Origin of the sequence: Psychromonas sp. 14N.309.X.WAT.B.A12 (assembly GCF_030397575.1) — a bacterium.
Taxonomy (GTDB): Bacteria; Pseudomonadota; Gammaproteobacteria; order Enterobacterales; family Psychromonadaceae; genus Psychromonas.
The window spans coordinates 51573-75044 of sequence record NZ_JAPNXS010000011.1 but is presented as its reverse complement, the minus strand read 5'-3'; the positions used below and the strand labels follow the sequence as shown (position 1 = coordinate 75044).

Annotated in this window: 20 protein-coding genes; 12 read left to right on the top strand and 8 right to left on the bottom strand. The window is 38.3% G+C overall.

What is annotated here, in order from left to right; genetic code table 11:
* Positions 1-2 precede the first annotated feature (2 nt).
* The 6 genes from OW492_RS14075 (at position 3) to OW492_RS14050 (ending at position 5460) form a co-directional block, all read left to right on the top strand.
* Positions 3-851, top strand: coding sequence for a creatininase family protein (locus tag OW492_RS14075; RefSeq protein WP_290040865.1), 849 nt, complete (start codon positions 3-5; stop codon positions 849-851).
* 67 nt (positions 852-918) lie between these two features.
* On the top strand, positions 919-1923 hold the full coding sequence (locus OW492_RS14070) for an ABC transporter substrate-binding protein (protein ID WP_290040863.1): 1005 nt from the start codon (positions 919-921) through the stop codon (positions 1921-1923).
* Complete coding sequence (locus OW492_RS14065; protein WP_290040861.1) at positions 1920-2753, top strand: ABC transporter ATP-binding protein; 834 nt, start codon at positions 1920-1922, stop codon at positions 2751-2753. The genes OW492_RS14070 and OW492_RS14065 overlap by 4 nt, the downstream gene beginning before the upstream one ends.
* Positions 2750-3556: an ABC transporter permease gene (locus OW492_RS14060; protein WP_290040860.1), complete on the top strand. Its 807-nt coding sequence runs from the start codon at positions 2750-2752 to the stop codon at positions 3554-3556. The genes OW492_RS14065 and OW492_RS14060 overlap by 4 nt, the downstream gene beginning before the upstream one ends.
* A gap of 31 nt (positions 3557-3587) precedes the next feature.
* Positions 3588-4937, top strand: coding sequence for an FAD-binding oxidoreductase (locus OW492_RS14055; protein ID WP_290040858.1), 1350 nt, complete (start codon positions 3588-3590; stop codon positions 4935-4937).
* Positions 4938-5166: 229 nt separating this feature from the next.
* The gene (locus OW492_RS14050) at positions 5167-5460 is read left to right on the top strand and encodes a putative quinol monooxygenase (protein WP_290040856.1); all 294 of its coding nucleotides are present in this window, start codon (positions 5167-5169) and stop codon (positions 5458-5460) included.
* Between the two features lie 98 nt (positions 5461-5558).
* Here OW492_RS14050 and OW492_RS17060 read toward each other — a convergent pair whose 3' ends face one another.
* Positions 5559-5720, bottom strand: coding sequence for a hypothetical protein (locus OW492_RS17060; protein ID WP_354669235.1), 162 nt, complete (start codon positions 5718-5720; stop codon positions 5559-5561).
* Positions 5721-6121: 401 nt separating this feature from the next.
* On the opposite strand from OW492_RS17060, the gene OW492_RS14040 reads away from it, so the two are divergent.
* The 5 genes from OW492_RS14040 to OW492_RS14020 all read left to right on the top strand — a co-directional run bounded on the left by OW492_RS14040 (position 6122) and on the right by OW492_RS14020 (position 11178).
* Complete coding sequence (locus OW492_RS14040; RefSeq protein WP_290040854.1) at positions 6122-6427, top strand: PTS sugar transporter subunit IIB; 306 nt, start codon at positions 6122-6124, stop codon at positions 6425-6427.
* Between the two features lie 13 nt (positions 6428-6440).
* Positions 6441-7733: a PTS sugar transporter subunit IIC gene (locus tag OW492_RS14035; protein WP_290040853.1), complete on the top strand. Its 1293-nt coding sequence runs from the start codon at positions 6441-6443 to the stop codon at positions 7731-7733.
* Between the two features lie 76 nt (positions 7734-7809).
* Complete coding sequence (locus OW492_RS14030; RefSeq protein ID WP_290040851.1) at positions 7810-8118, top strand: PTS lactose/cellobiose transporter subunit IIA; 309 nt, start codon at positions 7810-7812, stop codon at positions 8116-8118.
* Between the two features lie 68 nt (positions 8119-8186).
* A complete protein-coding gene (locus OW492_RS14025) occupies positions 8187-9590 on the top strand; it encodes a glycoside hydrolase family 1 protein (RefSeq protein ID WP_290040849.1) in 1404 nt (467 codons plus the stop codon).
* Between the two features lie 178 nt (positions 9591-9768).
* A complete protein-coding gene (locus tag OW492_RS14020) occupies positions 9769-11178 on the top strand; it encodes a glycoside hydrolase family 1 protein (RefSeq protein ID WP_290040847.1) in 1410 nt (469 codons plus the stop codon).
* Positions 11179-11244: 66 nt separating this feature from the next.
* Here the strand turns inward: OW492_RS14020 and OW492_RS14015 are convergent, their stop codons facing one another.
* The 6 genes from OW492_RS14015 to poxB form a co-directional block, all read right to left on the bottom strand.
* Complete coding sequence (locus tag OW492_RS14015) at positions 11245-12243, bottom strand: LacI family DNA-binding transcriptional regulator (protein WP_290040846.1); 999 nt, start codon at positions 12241-12243, stop codon at positions 11245-11247.
* 175 nt (positions 12244-12418) lie between these two features.
* Complete coding sequence (gene codA, locus OW492_RS14010) at positions 12419-13666, bottom strand: cytosine deaminase (RefSeq protein ID WP_290040845.1); 1248 nt, start codon at positions 13664-13666, stop codon at positions 12419-12421.
* A 31-nt stretch (positions 13667-13697) separates the two neighbouring features.
* Complete coding sequence (locus tag OW492_RS14005; protein ID WP_290040843.1) at positions 13698-14861, bottom strand: PucR family transcriptional regulator; 1164 nt, start codon at positions 14859-14861, stop codon at positions 13698-13700.
* Positions 14862-16121 (bottom strand): cytosine permease, encoded by a 1260-nt coding sequence (gene codB, locus OW492_RS14000; protein ID WP_290040841.1) that lies wholly within the window; start codon positions 16119-16121, stop codon positions 14862-14864.
* Positions 16122-16394: 273 nt separating this feature from the next.
* Entirely contained in the window at positions 16395-17399 is a 1005-nt protein-coding gene (locus tag OW492_RS13995; RefSeq protein WP_290040839.1) for a sulfotransferase, read from the bottom strand.
* Between the two features lie 361 nt (positions 17400-17760).
* Positions 17761-19485 (bottom strand): ubiquinone-dependent pyruvate dehydrogenase, encoded by a 1725-nt coding sequence (poxB, locus tag OW492_RS13990; RefSeq protein ID WP_290040838.1) that lies wholly within the window; start codon positions 19483-19485, stop codon positions 17761-17763.
* A gap of 463 nt (positions 19486-19948) precedes the next feature.
* Here poxB and OW492_RS13985 point away from each other — a divergent pair, with 463 nt between their 5' ends.
* A complete protein-coding gene (locus tag OW492_RS13985) occupies positions 19949-22099 on the top strand; it encodes an MFS transporter (RefSeq protein ID WP_290040837.1) in 2151 nt (716 codons plus the stop codon).
* A 97-nt stretch (positions 22100-22196) separates the two neighbouring features.
* On the opposite strand, the gene OW492_RS13980 is transcribed toward OW492_RS13985, so the two are convergent.
* A complete protein-coding gene (locus tag OW492_RS13980) occupies positions 22197-23243 on the bottom strand; it encodes a polysaccharide lyase family 7 protein (RefSeq protein ID WP_290040836.1) in 1047 nt (348 codons plus the stop codon).
* Positions 23244-23472 lie beyond the last annotated feature (229 nt).

The window sequence follows — 23472 nt, the reverse complement described above, 5'->3', positions numbered from 1 at the left end:
TTATGTTACATGCTTATACGCCACCAGAACGTTTTCTTCCTTATTTGACTTGGCCTGAAATTGATCAGATGGAAGATAAAGAAAATGTCGTTATCGTATTGCCAGTTGGGGCAATAGAACAACATGGTCCTCACCTTCCTTGCTCTGTTGATGCAACGGTCTCAGCGGGTGTTGTTGGTCATGCTTTAGCGTTATTACCGCAAGATATTCCTGCTTATGGCATCCCCACGATCACTTACGGCAAGTCCGATGAACATTTGCACTTCCCTGGCACCTTAACGCTTACTGGAGAGTTGTTATTACATACGGTTCAAGAGCTCGGTGAATCACTTTATCGTTCAGGGTTTAGAAAATTGTTGATGGTGAATGCACATGGTGGTCAACCGCAACCATTAGAGATGGCTGCACGTGAATTACGTCTGCGCCATGGTGACTTTATGGTGATTGCTCGTGATGTTTGGAGCTTACCGCATAACGATGACTTTATATCTGAGAAAGAAAAGCAATTATCAATGCATGCTGGACATGGTGAAACAGCGATCATGATGGCCTTGTTACCTGATTCAGTGCATATGGAACGCAGTGAAGCACATTACCCAGAGCCTTTTCCTTGCCCAACATTAACGAATGGTCGCCCTGCGGCTGCTTGGGCAAGTATCGACTTTGGGCCATCTGGTGTTATTGGTGACCCTAGTGCTGCAACTTTAGAGCAAGGAGAACAGTTATTAAGTGATCTTGCTACTCAGTGGGCTACAGCTATAAGCGAAATTCATCATGCACAATGGGTAAAACGAGAGTATCAATCTTGGGGTAAAAGCCAATTTAATGGTTACGTCCATAGTCAAAAATAGCTTTCATTGAGAACCGGCTATTCAAAAATTACTTAAACACTATTTTAGTTAATAAAGAGGGAACGATATGAACCAAAGTAAACAACAGTCAGTACGTACTCGTGTTATTGGACTAACTGCATTAGCGGCGTCAATGGCTTTATCAACCAGTGCAATGGCCGAGCAAACTCCATTTAACTTTGTCACCAATTGGTACGCACAGGCCGAACATGGTGGTTTCTATCAAGCATTAGGAGCTGATTTATATAAAGATAATGGATTAGATGTCAGCATCAAAATGGGCGGACCACAGGTTAATACCGTGCAGTTATTGGCCGCAGGGCGAGCTCAGTGTGCCTTAGTGGATGATATCGGGGCGATCAACGCAGTTAAAAAAGGTGTGCCGATTAAAATAGTAGCGACTAGTTTCCAATTTGATCCTACTGTGATCATTACCCATAGCAATATTAATAAATTATCTGATTTAAAAGACAATACTATATTGATATCGAGTAGTGCTTATTCAAGCTGGTGGCCTTGGGCAAAAAAACAATATGGTTTTACTGATGCCATGACACGTCCTTACACCTTCAACATTCAACCTTTTGTACTGGATAATAAGATTGCACAGCAAGGATTTTTAACCTCTGAACCCTTTGCAATGAAACAGGCGGGCGCTGATCATAAAGTGTTTATGATTGGTAAAGATGGCTTTCCTCCTTATGGTAACTCGATTGCTTGTCGTACAGATGCCATTACCAACAATGGTGAGCAAATTACTGCATTCTTATCAGCAACTATGGAAGGCTGGAAACAATATCTAACGGATCCAACTGAAGGTAACAAATTAATTGTTAAAAATAATCCTAATATGAGTGCTGAGCAACTTAGTTACTCGTTGAAGGAGTTAAACCGCTCTGAGATCGTTACCGGCGGTGATGCTAAGGCTAAGGGTATTGGTATTATTACTGAAGATAGAATGCGTAAAACATGGCAAATGGGTGTTGATAATGGTTTATTTAAAGCATCGGAAGTTAGTTTAGAGAGTATCTTTACGACGCAGTTTATCGACGCTGTGAAGGTGGTGTTATGAGTCAAATCAATATAAAGAGTGATGATAGTGAACCAATATCATCTTCTAATTTACCCGCTGCAGTGGAGTTACTCTCAACAGAGAAAACCTATCCGAACGGTACACAAGCTTTGTTACCTGTTGATTTGAAAATTAAGCAAGGTGAATTTGTCACCTTACTTGGCCCATCTGGCTGCGGTAAAAGTACATTGTTAAAAATGGTCGCTGGATTGGAGTCTCCTTCTGATGGGCGCTTACTGTTATGGCGTAAACCTATCGATAAATTGCATGAGAGTGACCGAACTTTATCCTTCGTATTTCAAGAAGCTTCTTTAATGGTATGGCACTCAGTGCGTAAAAACATCAGCTTAGCCTTGGAGTTAGAAGGAGTTAAAGGGCAAGAAGCAGAGCAACGAGTAGACCAAGCGTTAAAGCTAGTAGGGCTTGAAAAGTTTGCCGACTCATTACCTAAAGAATTATCAGGTGGTATGCAAATGCGCGTTTCCATTGCGCGAGGGTTAGTGATTAAACCTGACTTGTTACTGATGGATGAACCCTTTGGGGCACTAGATGAGATAACTCGCTTTAAGTTAGATAGTGATCTATTAAGGCTTTGGCAGGAAAATGGTCTAACCGTGATTTTTGTAACGCATTCAATTCATGAAGCAGTGTTCCTATCTCAAAGAGTAATAGTAATGGCTGCCCGCCCTGGCAGGGTGATTGCAAATATTGAAATTGATGAACCTTTTCCTCGTACTCAACAGTTCCGTTTACAGCCTAAGTTTTCTCAATATGCGATGGAATTACATCAGTATTTAGAGAATGCATCCATTGAAGAGGCAACCTCATGAATGCTAAAACAGAAAAACAGCCTTTGCTAGCTAATCCAAGGTACAAAAAGATCATTATTCCTAGTTTGATTGCGATGCTGATTATTTTTACTTGGCAATTTATCGTGGTGACCGCAGACATACCTGAGTATATCTTTCCGTCTCCTTTTGTGACGGCTAAGACGTTATATGCTGATTGGGGGTTATTAGGACCTGCGCTACTTTATACGTTAAAAGTAACTTTATTATCTTTTTTATTAGCGATTGTTGTAGGAGTGAGTGTTGCCTTTGTGTTTGTACAAAATAGAGCCATTGAAACGGCTCTATTTCCATACGCCGTACTATTACAAGTGACGCCTATTGTCGCCATTGCACCTTTGATTATTATTTGGATTCAAAATACTACGTTAGCCTTAGTCGTGTGTTCTACATTAGTGGCAATATTTCCGATTATCTCCAATACCACGCTTGGTTTACGCAGTGTTTCTCCTAATTTATTAGCTTATTTTAAACTACGTCGTGCCAGTCGTTTACAAATTCTATTTCGCTTACGCGTACCTTCTGCGATGCCCTATTTCTTTGCGGCACTGCAAATTGCCAGTGGTTTGTCATTAGTTGGTGCGGTTGTCGCAGAATTTGTGGCAGGTACTGGTGGTGCAAATACTGGCTTGGCGTATCAAATTCTGCAGTCAGGTTATCAGTTGAACATTCCTCGTATGTTTGCTGCTCTTACCTTGATATCTCTAACGGGAGTGGTGTTGTTTGCTGCAATGTCCATGATATCTAAGCTAGTGATAGGGCATTGGCATGAAAGCGAAGTGTAGCGAAAATTTAATCAGTAATAAGGAACAAGTTATGGCAGTTAGTGAAGCAATACAGACATTACAAACAAGGTTGCCTTTATTGGATTGGGTAACGTCCCCCATTCAAGTAAAGCGACTATCAAAGGATTTTCATTGGTTTAGCCCTATTTTATTTGCGCAATTAAACACCAAAAAAGCCGATATAGTGGTTCGTCCTAAAAATGAGAAGGAATTAAAAGAGGTTGTTGCTCAATGTGCTGCACTGAAATTACCCATGACGGTAAGAGGCGGTGGAACAGGTAATTATGGTCAGTCAGTACCTTTACAGGGTGGAGTGACAATTGATACTTCTCATTATAACCAGATAAATTGGTTATCTCCGGATGATGGTATTGTCTCTGTGCAATCTGGTATTAAGTTAGGGGCTCTCGAAGACGCTGCAAGAGAGCAAGGCTGGGAACTTCGTTGTATGCCTTCTACCTATAAAATGGCGTCGATAGGTGGGTTATTCTCTGGCGGCTTTGGAGGCGTTGGTTCAATAAACTATGGGCCGGTTGCTGCTGAAGGAACTATTTTATCTGTCAGAGTGATGACCATTTCTGAAACACCTGACATTTTTGAGGTTGGTGGTGATGAGTTAACGAGTTTCCATCATACCTATGGGACGAATGGTATCATTTTAGATATTGAATTAGCATTAGCACCCGCTAGAGTATGGGATGAGTATTTACTTTCCTTTAAACAGCTTGATGATGCCATTCAATTCTCTAAACAAGTTGCTAACAGTACTGGTATAGATAAACGCAATATCGCGGTTTTTGATGCTTACAGTGCTAGCCATTTTGAGCAAACACCAAAAGAGTTAGCTGCATCGGATTATGTTGTAATAGCGGTGATTGCATCTAATGCAAAACGGCCTATGCTGAAATTAATGGAAAATGCGCAGGGTAAGATTGAATGGAGCCAAACCTTTCAAGAAGCGTTACAAAGTAAGTCTACATTGATGGAATGCTGCTGGAATCATTCAACTTTACACGCATTAAAAAATAATAAAGCGCTTACTTATCTTCAAACTAATTATGATGTCGATAATGTTGTTGAACAATTAACTCAAATTGATGAGGCAAGTAACTCTCAAGCTCAAGTGCATCTTGAGGTGATTAGAATGGCTGATAGTGAATTAGCGATTGTGGGATTACCACTGATTCATTTTCAGAGTGCAGAGCAACTACAAAACATCGTTGATATACATACAAAGTTTGGAGTGAGCATTAATGATCCACATGTTTACACACTTGAAGACGGTAAGCATAAAGGTTGTTTCAGTCATTCTATTTTAGACAGTAAGCGCAAGAACGATCCATTAAATCTTTTAAATGTTGGGAAGTTAAGAAGCCTTTAATAAGTTGTTCATAGAAAAATACCAATTTATTGGCTTAGATTGGTATTTTTACAGTGATGTTATCTCTTAAAGAGCGACTGTATTTTGCGGCATTATAAGTATATTTCAGTGGGATTATTATCTATTTTTTCTTGATAGTATTTCATTGAAGAGCGTGTTTATCTTTCATTTGTTGACTATTACTATGACCTGATTAAATGACTTATTCATCTTTTATTAGGAACATAACATGCCTGCATTAACTATTATTGCCAATATCGTTGTAAAGCCTGAGCACCTAGAATTTGTTAGATCTGAACTATTAACATTAGTTGAAATAACAAAAACGGAAACGGGGTGTATTAATTACGATCTTCATCAAGATAAAGAAAACCCTAACCATTTTATCATGTTTGAAAAATGGCAAAACCGTGCGTTATGGAAAAAACATGGTACTGCTGATCATTTTACTGCTTATGTGCAAGCTGCTGAAGGTAAAATTGATAGCTTTACAGTTAATGAAATGAATTTGTTAACTGCTTAATTTTACAATCACGGGCGTTATTCATCTGCTATTAATGGGTAATACTTGTATGCAAACATTGAACAAAGTCTCATATTATGAGGCTTTGTCATTTTAACTTATAGTACCCAAACTAGAATAATTCTAAAGTCACGACCTGGTGACATATTGCCCGCATCACCGTATATGGTTTCACCAAAGGTAGATTGAACTCGGTGTTCTTTATCAAATAAGTTACTAACAGAGAGGGTGAGTTTTAACGCATCATCATTTAGTGGCAAGTATTGAAGGTAAAGATCGTGAACACCATAACCAAGCTTGTCTAAGAGATCGTCATTCGTTTTAGTTAAGTGTGTTGTTACAAAGTTACTAGCCCAACTAAACTCTAGAGCATCAGATAACTGATTATTAACGTTAGTATTAATATGATCACCTGCAGAAATACCAAGATCAGTATCCTCATATAGTCATTTTATTTTCAATTCTGTTTTCATTTTTTATCTGTGATCCATCTTCAAAAAAATTATAAATAAAAATAAATAGCCTAATTATTGATAGGAAAATGAGTTAAATCACATAAATGTAACCGCTTTCTGTAACCGGTTACATTTATGCGTTACATTAAATTCGAATACAAGATCTGTTGGATTTTAAATTATCAATGCAATAAAAGGGAAATATTATGACTAAGATTCTACTTTGCTGTGCCGCTGGTATGTCGACCAGTATGGTGGTTAAAAAAATGCGTGAATCTGCTTCTAATAAAGGTATTGAGGTACAAATTGATGCTGTTGGTTTAGAAGAGTTTGATTCACATTTAGCAGAATATGACTGTTTTTTATTGGGCCCTCAAATCAAATATAAATTGAATGATTTTAAGGTTAAGGCTGATCAAGTAGGCAAGCCTATTACGGTCATTAATCAAATGGATTACGGAATGATGAAAGGCGAGAAAATATTAGCTGATGCGTTGGCGCTGATTAATTAAAGAGGGTCGCAGTATGTCTAGTAAATTTTTTGAGTTTTTAGAAAATACGTTGACGCCGATTGCAGGTAAGTTCGCTGCGCAAAGGCATATTTGTGCTATTCGTGATGGATTTATTGGCGCAATGCCTTTTATGATTGTAGGTTCATTTCTCCTCGTATTTGCTTTCCCACCATTTTCACCTGAAACCACTTTTGGTTTTGGTCAATGGTGGCTAGGGTTATCTAAGCAGTACTTTGGTGAGATCATGACACCTTTCCATATGACGATGGGCATTATGTCCTGTTATATCTGTACTTGTATCGCTTACAACTTAGCAAAAACTTATAAACTCGATGGTTTATCTATAAGTATGTTAGCGTTAATGACGTTTTTATTAATTTCTGCACCAATGGAAGAGGGGGGACTGCCAGCCTCATATTTGGGAGGTACTGGGATATTTACAGCGATTATCATCTCTATTTTAGTCACAGAGTTAGCTTATTTTCTTAACCGAAAAAACATTGGCTTTAAAATGCCAGAGCAAGTGCCAGATAAGATTCGTGAATCATTTAATTTATTAATTCCTGCGTTAATTATTATTTTGACCATTTATCCAATTAACTTATTAGTACAGCATGAATTTAATTTAATTATCCCTGGCGCAATCATGGCTGTGTTCCAACCTTTAATATCAGCATCTGACACGCTTCCAGCTATTTTATTAGCGGTATTAGTCGCACATGTTCTTTGGTTCGCTGGTATTCATGGTGCAGCGATTGTTGGTGGTATTATGGCTCCGTTCTTCCTTTCTAACTTAGGTGCAAATCAAGAAGCATTAGCGGCTGGTATGGAGTTACCACATATTTTTATTGAATCATTCTGGTCTTTCTTTGTGACCTTAGGTGGCTCTGGTGCAACATTTGCTTTGGTCTTGATGTATTTACGTAGTAAATCAGCTCACCTAAAAGCGATTGGTAAATTAAGCTTAGTACCTTCCATATTTAACATTAATGAACCGATTATATTTGGTACGCCATTTGTTATGAATCCAACTATGTTTATTCCCTTTGTTTGTATCCCTATGGTGAATGCGACTATCGCTTATTGCGCGGCAAGTTGGGATTTAATTGGTAAAACTATTTCATTAGTACCTTGGACTGCACCTGCGCCAATTGGTGCTGCATGGGGAGCTGGTTGGCAGATCAATAATGCCATCTTAGTGTTCATTCTTATCGGTATCAATATGGTGCTTTACTACCCATTCTTCAAAATTTACGAGAAACAGCTTATTGCTGAAGAAACAACAGAAAGTCAAAGAAACACATAAGCGTTAATCGTATATTTTCAATTTTACATTGGTCAGGAGCTACTTGCTGTAGCTCCCTAGTAAGTCGCGGGGTTTTATGATGGATTTAGAAATGACGGTAATGGAGTTAATCATCAATGCTGGTGAGTCAAAAAGTTTAGCAATGCAGGCTTTAGTGTCAGCAAAGAAGGGCGAATGGCACGAAGTTGATAGTTTACTTTCGCAGTCTACAGAGGCATCAAAGCGTGCACATAAAGTGCAAACAGAGTTAATCGGTTTAGATGAAGGCGAAGGCAAAGTACCAATGAATTTGATCATGGTGCATGCACAGGACCATATTATGACGGCGATGTTAGCGCGTGAATTAATTGAAGAAATTATAGATATTCATCGCAAACTAACATGATTGTCTACGTCGTTGGTTACAGCATAGTTATTTATTAAGAGTTAAGTATTAAATGATGAGGAGTGAACATGCAAAGTAAACATCTTAACGGTTTTCCAAATGATTTTTTCTGGGGTGGTTCTACTTCAGCATATCAGGTTGAAGGCGCATGGGACGAAGATGGCAAAGGTCCATCTGTGATCGATATGGGTAGAGTTGTGGAGGGCACGACAGATTTCAAAGTCGCCAGTGATCATTACCATCGTTATAAAGAAGATATCGCTTTATTCGCAGAGTTGGGCTTGAAAGCGTATCGGTTTTCTATCGCTTGGACAAGAATATTTCCGAGCGGCGAAGGTGAAGTAAACTCAAAAGGTATTGATTTTTATAATAATTTAATTGATGAATTAATTGCGAATGGCATTGAGCCTATTGCCACTATGTATCATTTTGATTTGCCTTATGCACTGCAAGAAAAAGGGGGATGGTCGAATCGAACGACAGTGGAAGCGTTTGCAACTTACAGTAGAACTTTGTTTGAAGCCTTTGGAGACCGTGTTAAATACTGGCTAACAATTAACGAACAAAACATGATGATTTTGCATGGCGATGCATTAGGTACTAAGCATGTTGATGCGAGTAATCCGATGAAAGACCTGTATCAACAAAACCATCATATGCTGGTGGCTCAGGCAAAAGCTATGTCGCTTTGTCATCAATTATTGCCACAAGCCAAAATTGGTCCAGCGCCTAATATCTCAGTTATCTATCCTGCTTCATGTAAGCCTGAAGATATATTAGCAGCGAATACTTTTTCTGCTTTACGTAATTGGTTGTATTTGGATATGGCTGTTTATGGTCGTTATAACTCAACGGCATGGCGCTTTCTAGAAGATCGAGGTGCGACACCAACTATTGCATCTGGTGATATGGAAATACTGGCTAAGGCAAAACCTGACTTTATTGCTTTTAATTATTACAACTCGCAAACCGTTGCAAAAAGCGCAGGTGATGAAAGTGATATCAATTCTACGGGTGATCAACAAATCACTATTGGAGAGATTGGAGCATATAAAGGCGTTGAAAATAAACATCTAGCGAAAAATGAATTTGGATGGGAAATTGATCCAGTGGGCTTTCGTACCACCATGCGTGAAATTTATGAACGTTACGCATTGCCATTAATCATTACTGAAAATGGTTTAGGGGCTTTCGATAAAGTAGAAGCAAGCGGTGAGATCAATGACGATTATCGTATTACCTATTTACAGCAACATATTGAGCAAGTGCAGTTAGCGATTAGTGATGGTGTTGAAGTCTTTGGTTATAGCCCTTGGTCAGCAATTGATTTAATCAGTACGCATCAAGGTTGTTCAAAACGTTACGGTTTTATTCATGTTGACCGCGAAGAGTTTGATCTTAAAGCCTTAAAGCGTAGCAAGAAAAAAAGCTTTTATTGGTATCAATCATTGATTGAAAAGAATGGCTTATAAGTAAGTCATGCAGATTAATCGACACGGTGAGCGTTTATAACTGCATTGTTTCTCACTGTTTACTGAATATTTAATACCAATAGCAGTCAGTTTGTTACATCTACTTTATGTTAAGTAAGTTTTTAAGCAATAAAGTAGTGTAATAGCTGGTTGTGATTGGTATCACTAGGAATCTATTATGAAGTTTGCACATGATTTTTTATTTGGCGCTGCCACTGCTTCTTATCAAATTGAAGGGGCATGGGATCAAGATGGTAAAGGTCCAACTAATTGGGATGAATTTACCAAAATACCAGGGAAAACCTTTGAAGGCACGAATGGTGACGTAGCTATTGACCATTATAACCGCTACCAAGAAGATATCGCTTTAATGGCTGAAATGGGGGTAGAGTCGTACCGTTTTTCTATCTCTTGGGCGCGAATTTTACCAACAGGTACTGGTGAAGTTAATCAAAAAGGAATTGATTTTTATAATAATATTATTGATGAATGTTTAAAATATGGCATTGTGCCTTTTGTGACGCTTTACCACTGGGATTTACCCTTACCTCTAGAGAAAAAAGGTGCATGGTTAAACAGAGAAACTGGCGAAGCTTATCTTAAATTTGCTCAAATTTGTTTCGAAGCGTTTGGTGACCGTGTTAAAAACTTTATCACTTTTAATGAAACCTTTGTATTTTGTAATTTAGGGTATTTAGCGGGAGCGCATCCTCCGGGTATTCACAATGATCCTAAAAAGTACTTTCAAGCCATTCATAACGTCTTTTATACCCACGCAAAAACCGTGATTGAATATAAAAAGCTAAATCAGCATGGAGAGATTGGTTTAAGCCATGTGTTCAGCCCTGCTTTTAGTGTGGACGACAGTGAGGAAAATATCGCTGCTACTGAGCATGCTAACCAATTTAATTTAAACTGGTTCTATGATCCGATTTTACTAGGTAAGTATCCTGAATATGTTGTGAACCAATTAACCACAGAAGGTAACCTACCTGATTGGACGGAAGTCGAATTAGCAGTGATAGCCGAAGCAGCACCTCTTAATGACTTTATGGGCCTAAATTACTATCAGCCAATGCGCATTGAAAAGATTCAAGGTGAAGTTAAAGACCATGTTATGACACGTGAAAACTCAACAGGATCACCGGGCAACCCTAGTTATGATGGTGTTTATCGCTCTGTAAAAATGGCTGATAAAAAATATACAAAATGGAATTGGGAAATCTCATCTGAAGGTTTTATCGATGGTTTAGCAATGATTAAAACACTGTATGGTGATATAAAATTGTACATTACTGAAAATGGTTTGGGTGATGAAGATCCAATTATTGAAGGCGCAGTCTGCGATATTCCACGTATCCGTTACATTGAAGAGCACTTAAGCGCAGTGAAAACGGCAATAAGCCGTGGCATACACATTAAAGGTTATTATGCGTGGTCTGCTATTGATTTATTAAGTTGGTTAAACGGCTATAAAAAACAATATGGCTTTATTTATGTGGATCATAAAAACGATTTAAAACGCGAGAAAAAAGCGTCATTTTATTGGTATAAAAGTGTGATTGCTCATCGTGGAGAAGATATTTAAACAGCGACTTTTATGTTCTTAAGCCTATTATCAGTGAAGATAGTAGGCTTTTTTATTTATTGAAATCTACTTAACAGGCATGACCGATTCTCTTTCAATGAGCTGCCCCTTATATTGGTAAGAATGCGTTGCTTTAGTTTCATCACACAGGGTAATGGCTAACTCTACGGCTTGTTTGGTCATATCTGCGATAGGTAATTTTACTGTCGTCAATCTTGGGGTGAAAAACTCTGATACAGGATCATCGTCTATACCAATAATAGATATTTGCTCTGGCACTTTTATGCCTACTTCAGTCAGAGCTCTTAATGCACCTAGTGCCATACAGTCATTAAAAGCAATGATTGCCGTAAACGAAATACCATCATGAATGAGCTCTTTACAGGCTTGATAACCACTTTTCATATGGTAATCACCATTTCTTACTAATTTTTCATTAAACTCGACACCGAGTTCTGCTAAAGAGTGTTTGTACCCATTAAGCCGAGCTACGCCGGTTGGGTTCATCATATGACCTGTAATACAAGCTATTTGACGATGTCCATTATCCAATAGATGCCCCATCATTAATTTAACTGCATCTTCCTGTTGAAAGGAAACAGAATGGAAAAGTTGCTCAGGTAAGTCTCGATTAATAACAACAATAGGAATGGTTAATTGTTGATGTAAACGCTGAATATGATCATCTGTTAAGGTGCGACTATAAAGTATTACTGCATCGCACTGCGCTTCTAATTGCATGATCATCTCATATTCATAATTAGGATCGTTATGGCCATCGGTAACAATCAATTGCTTTTTAGCAAATTCAGCACTGGCTGCGGCTTGTTTGAGTAATGACCCGAAATGAATGCCATCAAAATCAGAGACCACTAAGCCAATGGTATGGGTTTTATTGGTTGCTAGAGCTTGTGCTAATCGGTTTGGTCTATAACCTAAAGATTGCATTGCTGAAAACACTTTTTCTCGAGTTGATTCTTTAACTTGTCCTGTGCCATTTACAACGCGAGAAACAGTTGCTTTTGATACACCTGCGAGCTTACATACATCTAGAATCGTACTCATTTACCGTCCTACTTCATCAAATAAAAATAGGCATTATTTATGCCGGAAAGGAAATAATACAGTATAAGTATTTTCAATGTAACCGGTTACTTAAGTGCTTGAAATTATGTTTTATCGAATATAACAAGGATAGGGTATTGGAGCATGTTGATTAATGCATACTCCAGAAATAAACTTAAAGGCCTAATTTTACTTGTTGGGTAAGGACACTTGGTTGGCGGCAAGTTAATACCTTACCTTCTCGAATCGACCATAACACCTCACCTTGGCGTTGTATTACATTAGCGTCATCGTAACCTTCAAGAATGATAAAGTTAGCTGGCTTATCTGTTTCAATACCATAGCGATCGGTGACATTAAGTGTTTTAGCTCCATTATCGGTAATAAGGTCTAAGGCTGTTGATAAGTCTTCGTAACCCATCATATGGCACGCATGAATACCTGAGTCTAATACCCGTAAAAGTTTACCGTTACCTAATGTGTACCAAGGATCTTGTATAGAATCTTCGGCGAAACAAATATTCATACCAGCATCACGAATTTCTTTTACACGTGTAATACCTCGAATTTTCGGATAAGAGTCAAATCTACCATTAAGGTGCAGGCTTTCCGTAGGGCAAGATACAAAGTTGATTTTAGATTTTTTAAGTAAACGGAATAGCTTGCTACAGTAAGCATTATTATAAGAGTGCATTGCTGTAGTATGGCTTGCAGTAACTCTTGAACCAATGCCTTTCTCTAAAGCTTCTGTAGCTAATACTTCTAAAAATCGTGATGCACCATCATCAATTTCATCGCAGTGTACATCGACTAGTTTGTTGTGTTTTTGTGCCAGTTCGATAACCCATTTCATAGACTCTACACCGTATTCTCGTGTGTATTCAAAATGAGGAATACCACCAATAACATCAACGTATTGCAAAGACTTTTCCATTAATACTTTGCCATTTGGGAAAGACATTATGCCTTCTTGTGGAAAAGCAACAATTTGTAGTTCAAGGTAAGGTGATAATTTTTCTCGTAAATCATGAATCGCTTTCAAAGCCACTAAATCTGGATCTGTGACATCGACATGAGTTCGGATATATTGCACGCCATTAGCGAGTAATAATTCTACGGATTTTAATACGCGCTTTTGAACATCTTCGTGACTCAACATCGATTTACGTTCACTCCAACGTTCAATTCCTTCAAATAACGTACCACTCATATTCCAATTCGGCTGGCCTGCAGTTAATACTGCATCTAAGTGGATATGAGGTTCAACAAAGGGGGCACATAACAAGTTACCTTTAGCGTCAATATCTGCTTGTGTATCTGTTACCGTGTCTGCTTGTTGGACAATTTTTTTGAATTTACCTTTTTCGCAGCTAAGGGTGAACAGTTCTGATTTTCCACGTAAGCGAGCATTAACTATTTTCATATATTTTCCTAATTACTATTTTTAATTCTACTTAAATAGGCTTGGTTAAAATTAACCTTTCCATTGCTAATGCGTTTTGTAAGCATAGGCGTTGTTGTACATCACTAAGGTTGTTGCCTGTCAGTATTTCAATGCGTTTTAAACGGTGAGTTAATGTGTTGCGATGAATTTTGAGGGCGGCCGCGGTTTGTCTTGCTGATCCAAGGTTTTTAAAATAACAGCTTAGTGTATTTTTTAAGAGGTCTGATTGTTTATCAAAACGGTTATAGAGATCCCCTAAGTTGTTTTGGCAAAAAAGGTTTAATTGCGCATAGTCTTCTATCCCAGAAAATAATTGAAGAATACCTAGATCTTGGTAATGGAATACATGATTAGTTTCCTGGTAGAGTGCAAAGTCTGCTGTCTGTATTGCTTGTAGTGCTGCTCTGCGTAATTGCTGTAATCCCTGACCCTCGCTAACACCAATGTTACAACTAACCCCTTGTTGATTAAGTATTTTGTATAGTGCCTTCCATTTCGTGAGGCTTTGTTCTTGCTGTTCTAGCTGTGACGGAAGTGATAATAACCAACCTTGATGATATTCTAATAATGGAAATTCACTTTGATGATCGGATAAAAATTTATTTAACAAAAATTGACAGTGGCTGAGGTCGCCTTTTTGAAGGCGCTTAGGAACGACCATTGCAATAGAGAAAGCTCCAGTAGTATTGATACCAAACTCTACAGCTTTTATAAGTGTCATTTCAGCTGGGCTAGAGCTTGTTAATAAATGTTCCATTAAGGCCCGTGTTGACTGGTGTGCAAGGTCTGACTTAATAATGGAATTAGAGAGTAGTTCAGTCACTTTGACCATGGGTAACGAGTAAGGTTGTTCAAAGACAGGGAAGCTGAGTTGATTGGCTAATGTTAGGACTTGTTCGGGTATGCTTTTTATATAAGGTGAATTGGTTAAAATAACTAATCCACTAGCTTGTTTTTGTTTCCCGAGATTAATTAGCTGAATAAAATCTTCTGTTTGCCATTGCCAATTTAAGCCAGTAACAAAAATCAGTTCACCGCCACTTATCCAGTCTCCAATATCGTTATTTTCTGCAACGTAGGGCCAACGAATTACGTTCTCCCCCCCTTGCTCGCCTGCTCGTAACGTTATTTCTTCAAGTCCTGGTATAAGTGAAAGTGACTGAGCTTTGATCATCTAGTGGGCGCCTTGTACTGTTTTTGATTTTGTTGAATTTATATACAATAAAAGACAGTAGGCCAATGAGGCAACGACGATACCTACTAATGGTGCAATCCATGGTGAAAAATAAGCTGCTGCCGAACCGATAATATAGGCAAATATACCCTGCATATTATATTGTGGTAGATTGATTTCTGAGAGCCCTGGCATATTTCCACGAAAGCGAACCCAAAAATCGGTCATGATGATAGCGCCGATAGGTGGGATAAAAGTGCCTAGTAAGATAAGAAATGGGATCAGCATGTTATACATTCCCATAATCGCCATCACTGTACCTATTGCAGCACCGATAATGGTAATGAGTTTACGTTTTTCTGTACGTAGTAAGTTACAACCAGCCGCTGCAAAATTGTAGATAGTGTTATCTTGAGTCGTCCAAATATTAGTAAATAACATGATAACTGCCGCTATCATAAAGCCTTGTGATACTAGTACGTCAACGATATCTGATTGTTGGTAAACTAGCGCGCCAAATGCACCCACAAAAACCATTAAACCATTACCGATAAAGAAAGCTGCTAAAGTTGCTAAAACGGCTATTTTTCCTGATTTTGCAAAGCGACTCCAGTTTGTTGCTTGTGTACCGCCACTAACAAAAGTACCAAATACTACTGTAATTGCTGCACCTATTGTCATACTTTCGGTGGGCTGTTTAGCGATTAATTCACCAATGCCTCCAACATCAATTAAACCTTTATAAAAGCATAGTCCGATAAGGAACAACATGAGAGGAACAGATACTTTAGATAATATTTCTAGCGCTTTATAGCCAATTGAGGCGCTAATACAGAAACCAAATCCAAATAGGATCATTAAAGGCGTCGACCATGCACTAGGTAAATCCAGTAGTTTAACTAAAATAATAGCAATGGTTGCTGTGCCCCATGCATACCAACCAATTTGTGTAAAGCCGAGCACAAAATCAGATAATTTGCTGCCCTGAAGTCCAAAGCTATATCGTCCCAGTAAAACCGTATTTAAACCGGTTTTAAAGGCAACATATGCCAGGCCTGCTGCGTAACTGCCCAATAAAAGGTTGCCGATGAAAACAATCCCTAAAATTTCACTAAAATTAAATGCTGTTCCTAAGCTACCTCCCGCCCACATCGTAGCGGTAAAAAAGGTGAAACCAAGTAATACTGACATCATTGACCATAGCCCTTTACGTTGGTCAGCTGGCACAGCACTTAGTGGGAAATCATTTTTACTATCCATAGTCTTTTTCCTTTTGTTGAGGTTGATGCTTTGAGATGTTTACAACATTTGTGCCAATCTAAAAAAGGAATTGAGGGGATAAATTAACTGTGCATGAAGTGTACAAATTAACCTTTGTTTTGTACCAAGTGCACTTTTTTGGTATCTGTGATCTTGTTACTCAAGAGGGGCACTAAATGAAATTGCACCAAGCAAGCGCTTAATGCAATTTTATTGTGCATTATTGAAAGTGTGAAAAGAAGAAATAGGGGATTGAATCCACCTAGTATAAAGTTAATCTGCAAGCATATTTGCACCAACAGTGTTGCAAATTTTTGCAAAATCTTCGTGGTTATTTTTGATAGTTTCTCTTACTGTATTTTGCTCTTCGATTGATAAGTTTTTACGCCACTTATCTGCTGAAGATTTATTAAGTTGAGTTGGTAAAGAGCATAACTCTGGGGCATCGTATCCTGCAAAGGTGAGCATTTTGCTCACTACTCCTTTGGTATCATCGACTAAGTCATTATAGACAATAGTCATCCAGCGAGAGTTATCTAATGCTTTAAGTTGGTTTATTGCATTAAGGTTCAATGTTATCCAAGACTCTGGAATTCTATGGAAACCATCACCAGGGTAATAACGTGTTTTATCTGGATGAGATTGGAAGAATTCACTTAATTTTTGGTGTGGTAACACCTTTCCAGGCTCATTTAATGATTTGTTTTTTAAATTAACAATCACTCTTTTAATCATTGCTTTGACGGTAAGTAAAAAGTTAGGTTTAGTAAGTTGATGCTGTTTGTCATCACATTTTACATAACTCCAACAGGGTAACTTGGTATCTGGCCAATAATGCACATAAGGAGGGGTGTCTTCATCACCTTGGTAGGCATCATTAAACCCTACTTTTTCACTGGCTACGACACCCATAATATCACGGACGATTAAAATAAATTTTGCATCTGGTAAAACGTTAGCTACATAACTAATTTTATTTAGTAGATGAGGGTTTTTTGTAATAATCCCACCTTGCGCATGACGTGAAGAAACATAGTGTTGAATTGCTTCTTTTGAAACCGAGTCGATATCCTCTTCAGTGGCGCATTCACAAAGTGTCCCTGTTCTTCGAGAACCTATGGTTAAGCCAAATGCTTGCCAAAAATTACGGCACTCAAAATCATCATCAGATGTTAAATCCACGGCATCAGGACAAGCTTGCATCACCATATCATGTGAGATAGTTGTTCCTGAACGAGTAATGCCAACAATAAACAGTGGTGACTTTTTACTTTCCATATAAATATAAAACCTCTTTGATTACACCATGGCTACACGAAATAAAATTAATTTTACTCATCATACCTGATTAAAAATTGGTAATTAAATAATAAGTCGTTAATGCAAGTTAGGAGCTTTATACCAATCATACTAATTAACAGATCTATTTTACTTATTAAAATAATTTATTTCTTCGTTGTAAGTTCCATGGATAGATTATTAACGAAGTTAATCTTCGAAAGGCACCAGGTAACGGCTTAAACTAAGTCATTTTTCTTATTAGCAAACTCGATAAGGTGAGTACTTCTAATAAATGAGTTGGGTGACTTATTTATTAGAAGTTTTGTGTTTTAGTTATCTAGAGTAGAAATAGCAAAGGTTAACGAGTCCAGTTGGTTTTACTAAGCTCTATGATTTCATTGCCTTTGCCATTAATTAAGGCTTTCATCATGTATAAACTAAAGCCTTTGGCTTGCTCTAATTTAATTTGTGGCGGCATCGCAAGTTCTTGCTTGGCGGTTTCTACTTCTAATACCACGGGGCCTTTATGTGCCATCATATCGGACATTGCTTGTGGTAGTTTTTCAGGGGTATCCACATGAATACCTTTGATACCACAAGCTTCGGCTATATTGGCAAAACTTGGATTATCTAAGTCAGTATCATCAGAGAGGTAGCCACTGGCTTTCATCTCCATCGCCACAAAGCCTAGTGAGCGGTTATTATAAACGATGATTTTAATGGGTAGATTCAGTTGTTTAAGTGATAGTAAGTCACCCATCAACATGGAAAAACCACCATCTCCGCACATTGCAATAATTTGACGGTTTCGGTCTAGTGACTGTGCGCCCATTGCTTGCGACAATGCGTTCGCCATCGAACCATGATTGAATGATCCTATAATGCGGCGTTTGCCGTTCATGGTGAGGTAACGCGCAGCCCATACTGTTGGTGTGCCCACATCACAGGTAAAAATAGCATCTTCATTGGCTTGTTCATCGAGTAAACGGGTTAAATATTGTGGATGAATCAAGCCATGGGAGGTTTTACCATTGGCTAGTAAGTCTAAATCGGCACGTGACGATTTGTAGTGTTTGAGGCATTTTTCAAGATGCTGGCTGTTTCGAGCACCTTTCAACTTTGTGAGTAACGCACTGACGGTAGTTTTGGCATCACCTAATACGCTGTGATCAACCTGTACATGTCGACCCAATGAAGCGGGCTGATTATCAATTTGTAAGATGGTGCTGTTGTTAGGATAAAAAGCTTTATAGGGGAAACTAGTACCAATCATTAATAATGTATCTGCTTCACCCATCGCATGATAACCCGATGAGAAACCAATTAAACCAGTCATGCCAACATCATAAGGGTTATTATATTCAAGGAACTCTTTACCGCGCATAGCATGTACTATTGGGGCTTGTAGTTTTTCAGCTAGGGCAACTACTTCGTCGTGTGCATCTTTACAACCTGCGCCACATAATAATGTTATATTTTTACTGTTGTTGAGTTGATCTGCCATTATATTAATATCTGATGTATCTGGCATATAAGTGGCTGGTTTTGGATGATTCCATTTTGCAGAAGTACCTTCAGGCATTGCTTTTAATGCTACATCACCAGGTAACACTAATACGCTGACATCATTATGTAAAATAGCTTGGCGCATGGCTGTTTCTAATAGGTAAGGCATCTGTTCTGGGTTAGATACCATTTCACAGAATACGCTGCACTCTTTAAATAGCTCTTGCGGGTGGGTTTCTTGAAAGTATTGACTACCAATTTCTGATGAAGGAATGTGTGCCGCAATCGCTAACACAGGCACTTTATTACGATGGCAATCAAATAAGCCGTTAATTAAGTGTAGATTACCCGGACCACAGGACCCTGCGCAAACCGCTAGTTTTCCTGAGATATGTGCTTCAGCTCCAGCGGCAAAAGCGGCAGCTTCTTCATGACGTGTACCCAGCCATTCGATATTGCCCATTTTTCGTAAACTGTCACTAATTCCATTGAGTGAATCGCCAGTTACTCCCCATATTCGTTGTACACCTGCTTGGTCTAGGGTTTGAGTGATAAAACTTGCGATACTTTGGCTCATATTAAGGTTCTCCTTACTAGTAAGTTGATATATGACCTTCAATGGTTATTGTTTGCTACTGCTCCGTGTATTGCGTGTATTGATTGTTTGATGTCGTCGTTTAATTTTGGTGAAACGATTAAAGATTAATGAACATGCCATTACATTGATGATGGTATAGATAAAACGTTTTAATATAGTTGTCTATTTTATGATCATCCTCTTCAATGTCGTTTTTTTCAAGTGATAATTTTTATCGCTGTTCTTCACTTTAGCTGGAAGTAGTAAACTAGAGTGGTTAGGGCGATCTACATTAATGCTGATTCTGGTGAGGCTGAATATGATTTGATGTTTATTATTTTTCCTTTATATTCACTATTTCACTAATGAAATACAAAATTGGTGGACTTTTGCTTACCCTAAATGAGTTGGACTCGATTCTTATTAGGTAAATCTAACACTACTACCAATAGAGAGTTACTCAGTGATAACAACGATTAAACCCCTATTTTTACTGCTAATGAGCTGTTTTTTGTTAATGACAGGTTATGGGCTAAGCAATATTTTACTGCCTGTACGTATGCAAAATGATGGCATCAGTATTGATAATATTGGTTTGGTATTGTCGATGTTATCAGTGGGGTTTTTGATCGGCTCTTATTACAGCCGTAAACTACTGCAGCGCGTTGGACATATTCGTATTTTCGCTATGTGCGGTAGTCTAACTTCCGTTGCTATTTTGTTATCTGGATTATTTCCTGATCCAATTATGCTCGCTGTAATGCGTGTCGTCACCGGATTTTGTATGGCTTGTACTAATGCCACGTTAGATAGTTGGTTAAGCTTTAGTGCAACGGAGAAAAATAGAGGACGTATTCTTTCTATCAATCAAATGGTGATTATGAGTGCACAGTTTTTAGGACAATTTTTATTAAATGTTGCACCAATTGATACCATGACATTGTTTGTTATTTCCGGCATTTTATTAAGTTTAGCAATCACGCCAATTGTAATTAGCAAACAACAAGGGCCAGTGATCGAAGATAGTGAGTCGATGTCATTAATGACCATTATTAAATTGTCCCCATTAGGTGTTGTGAGTTGTTTTTATTGCGGGGTGTTTTATTCAGCGCTGTTAAATATGTTGCCTATTGTGGCAAATGCTAATGGAATTAAAGGTTTTAGTTTATCTATTTTTATGGGTTCAGCAATTATTGGTGCCATTTTATTACAGTTCCCTGTCGCTTATCTTTCTGACAACTTTGACCGACGTAAAATTATGTTAGGTATGATCTTAACGATTATTGCCGCTGCGATATTAATACCTCTCTTAATTTCATTGAATCTCTTCTATTTTAGTTTATTAGCGATTGCCGTGATCACTGGGGTGGTAGCTTGTTTATATCCTATGAGTATGTCTGAAACTTTTGATAAAGTGGTTAAAGAGCAAATTTTAGCTGCGATGGCATCACTATTATTCATTTATGCTTTGGGCAGTATTACAGGGCCTTATTTGGCAGCTAAAGCGATGAAGTGGTTCGGTAATGATGCACTGTTTATGTTTATCATTGTGATGGCAACTAGTTTGTTAGCTTTTATTTTATTGCGCATGAAACAACGTGCCGCGTTGCCGCAAGAAGAACAAGAAAACTTTGTTATGCAAACGCCTTCTGGTGTAGTGTCTGAGCTTGATCCTCGAACTGATTATGTTGAGCCTGCCTTTGAGCAAAGTGCTGAAGTTGATGTCGCAGTGAGTTTAGCGACTAAAAATCCTGGTATTGCGGTTAATATGGCCATTGCTATTGCAGCTAAAGATCCAGAAAACGCCACTCATTTAGCTGCTGCATTAAGTACTATCGAAGAGATCAATATTGCTAAATTATACGCTGCGATAACCAACGCTGCGCCCGAGATGTCTATTCATATTGCTGAAGCATTGACCACGGCTTCACCTGAACAAGCCGATGAGCTGGTGGATTGGATCACTAATGATCACCCTGACCAGTTAGCTGACATCATTGTTGCCATTGCTAACGCGATGCCTGATAACGGTTTGAGCGTCATGGAGCATGCCGCAGAAAACATGTTTGATGAAGATCCAAGTGTGTTATTAGAAATGACAGAGCAATATATGACAGAATTTTCTGATTCATTGGATGAGATGCGTCCTGTGGATAGGAGTGCGGCTGCATCGGAACAAACAGCTGCAGATTTATACACTCGTTTAAGTGATATTTCTCCTGAGCATTCTGCTGAAATTGCTTTAACCGTATCGGAAGCATTACCTGAGTCATCAAATGCGGTTGCTGAGGCATATGTCAGCAATCTTGTGGACAACGACAATGAGCAAGCGTCCGATGCAGAAACAACGGATAACATTGAAGAAGCAGTAAGTGATTACTTATCTCACGTGGTAGATAACATACCAGAGTATGCGGTAGATGTAGCAAGTACAATTATCGATTCAGTACCTGATGTTGCATCAGATATGGTAGAAATATTACAAGAGGCAGATTCGTTAGATGAAGGTGAGTTAACCGCTTCTATTGATGATAAACCAGAAGAAAACACCATTGAAGAGCAGTTATTGGATGCGGTACAAGTGCAAACAATAGAGCCTATCAACGATAAATAGATCCATTCTTAAATAATAAAGAAAAGCCAACTTATATTAAGTTGGCTTCAATCGAATAATAAAGATTAGTTAATAGATAGTAAGTACTAACTTTTATTTATTTACCGTTAAGTTTAAGTGCAGAGAAGGTTACACTGTTGTAATCACCATTCTTTTTATCAACAGCAAAGTCACCTGTACCAGCACATCCTGGCCCCCAAATTGGGTGCGTGTCATTAACACTACATTGACCGTACGCTCCTGCTTTAAAGTAGAAAGCATCTTGTGCATAGCCTGTTGGAGAATCTTTTTCATCTACACCCTTACTTAGGTCAATACTGTAAGTGACGTCTTTATGGCGAGCTGTTGTAAAGGTCAGATGCATTATGTTGCCTTTAACATCAACTACATAACTAAACTCTTCACCCATTTTAATACCTGACTCACCAGGCTCTTCTAGGTTTTCCCAAGTGTTACCCCATACTGGGTAAGCAATATCTGCACGGTTTGGATCTTTTTTCGCTAGGTTACGTTCATAATTCCAAAATACTGAACCATATTCATGTTCTGGAAATTTTTTGAAGAAGATTTTTAGGGGCTCGTTACCATGACCAAAGCCTGTTTTCGCTTTAATTTGATCATCATATTTTTTAGCATGGATTTGCCCAACTACCACTGAATGTGCTGCTGGTCTTTCAGGGAACTTAGCATGCTCTGATACATGGTTTACTTTCAATGTTGCTTCTAATGTGCCACCCACTTTACTGTAATCTGCAGCGTGAGTATTACTTTCAAGAGCAAAATTATTTAATGGTGCGGCGGTATCAATATCGAATTTTGCACCACGTGGCATTTGGCGTAATTCAGAACGGGCATTTTTAGAGTTTTTAGTAGTGACGGCTTTATTTTGTACTTCAAACACCATGTTGCCATCTTTATCCAAGAAGAAAAAATCTTCATGGGAGTAGCTCATCATTGCTACACCTTCGATTTCATCAACTTTACCATCTTTATTGATATCTGCAGGAATTGTTATTTTCCAGTTAGTCATATCAAATTTATCAGCTGGAACCGGGTAGGATACACCATTACCTGCCACATCAGCTAACGCGATAGTAGGTAGAGTCAGTAAGATAGATCCAGCAATTATTAGTTTGTTTTTCATTTTTTATCACCTCATTATGTAATATTGTCACACATAATAGTGAGCTAAAAAATGAACAAAAGCTCAATTGCTTGGATGTGCTTAGTTGATCACATAGCAATAAGCAGATCTTATGATGAGATCAAATATTTTAACTCGGGCCGTTAATATTTTGAGAGTTTGATCTCACTCTAATCTTATGCCAATCATGCTAATTAACTGATCTATTTTACTTGTTGAGGTAACTTAT

What these genes read in the sequence shown, in the direction of transcription:
- OW492_RS14075 (WP_290040865.1), top strand. Translation starts at nt 3, where the DNA reads ATGTTACATGCTTATACGCCACCAGAACGTTTTCTTCCTTATTTGACT.
- OW492_RS14070 (WP_290040863.1), top strand. Translation starts at nt 919, where the DNA reads ATGAACCAAAGTAAACAACAGTCAGTACGTACTCGTGTTATTGGACTA.
- OW492_RS14065 (WP_290040861.1), top strand. Translation starts at nt 1,920, where the DNA reads ATGAGTCAAATCAATATAAAGAGTGATGATAGTGAACCAATATCATCT.
- OW492_RS14060 (WP_290040860.1), top strand. Translation starts at nt 2,750, where the DNA reads ATGAATGCTAAAACAGAAAAACAGCCTTTGCTAGCTAATCCAAGGTAC.
- OW492_RS14055 (WP_290040858.1), top strand. Translation starts at nt 3,588, where the DNA reads ATGGCAGTTAGTGAAGCAATACAGACATTACAAACAAGGTTGCCTTTA.
- OW492_RS14050 (WP_290040856.1), top strand. Translation starts at nt 5,167, where the DNA reads ATGCCTGCATTAACTATTATTGCCAATATCGTTGTAAAGCCTGAGCAC.
- OW492_RS14040 (WP_290040854.1), top strand. Translation starts at nt 6,122, where the DNA reads ATGACTAAGATTCTACTTTGCTGTGCCGCTGGTATGTCGACCAGTATG.
- OW492_RS14035 (WP_290040853.1), top strand. Translation starts at nt 6,441, where the DNA reads ATGTCTAGTAAATTTTTTGAGTTTTTAGAAAATACGTTGACGCCGATT.
- OW492_RS14030 (WP_290040851.1), top strand. Translation starts at nt 7,810, where the DNA reads ATGATGGATTTAGAAATGACGGTAATGGAGTTAATCATCAATGCTGGT.
- OW492_RS14025 (WP_290040849.1), top strand. Translation starts at nt 8,187, where the DNA reads ATGCAAAGTAAACATCTTAACGGTTTTCCAAATGATTTTTTCTGGGGT.
- OW492_RS14020 (WP_290040847.1), top strand. Translation starts at nt 9,769, where the DNA reads ATGAAGTTTGCACATGATTTTTTATTTGGCGCTGCCACTGCTTCTTAT.
- OW492_RS14015 (WP_290040846.1), bottom strand. Translation starts at nt 12,243, where the DNA reads ATGAGTACGATTCTAGATGTATGTAAGCTCGCAGGTGTATCAAAAGCA.
- codA (WP_290040845.1), bottom strand. Translation starts at nt 13,666, where the DNA reads ATGAAAATAGTTAATGCTCGCTTACGTGGAAAATCAGAACTGTTCACC.
- OW492_RS14005 (WP_290040843.1), bottom strand. Translation starts at nt 14,861, where the DNA reads ATGATCAAAGCTCAGTCACTTTCACTTATACCAGGACTTGAAGAAATA.
- codB (WP_290040841.1), bottom strand. Translation starts at nt 16,121, where the DNA reads ATGGATAGTAAAAATGATTTCCCACTAAGTGCTGTGCCAGCTGACCAA.
- OW492_RS13995 (WP_290040839.1), bottom strand. Translation starts at nt 17,399, where the DNA reads ATGGAAAGTAAAAAGTCACCACTGTTTATTGTTGGCATTACTCGTTCA.
- poxB (WP_290040838.1), bottom strand. Translation starts at nt 19,485, where the DNA reads ATGAGCCAAAGTATCGCAAGTTTTATCACTCAAACCCTAGACCAAGCA.
- OW492_RS13980 (WP_290040836.1), bottom strand. Translation starts at nt 23,243, where the DNA reads ATGAAAAACAAACTAATAATTGCTGGATCTATCTTACTGACTCTACCT.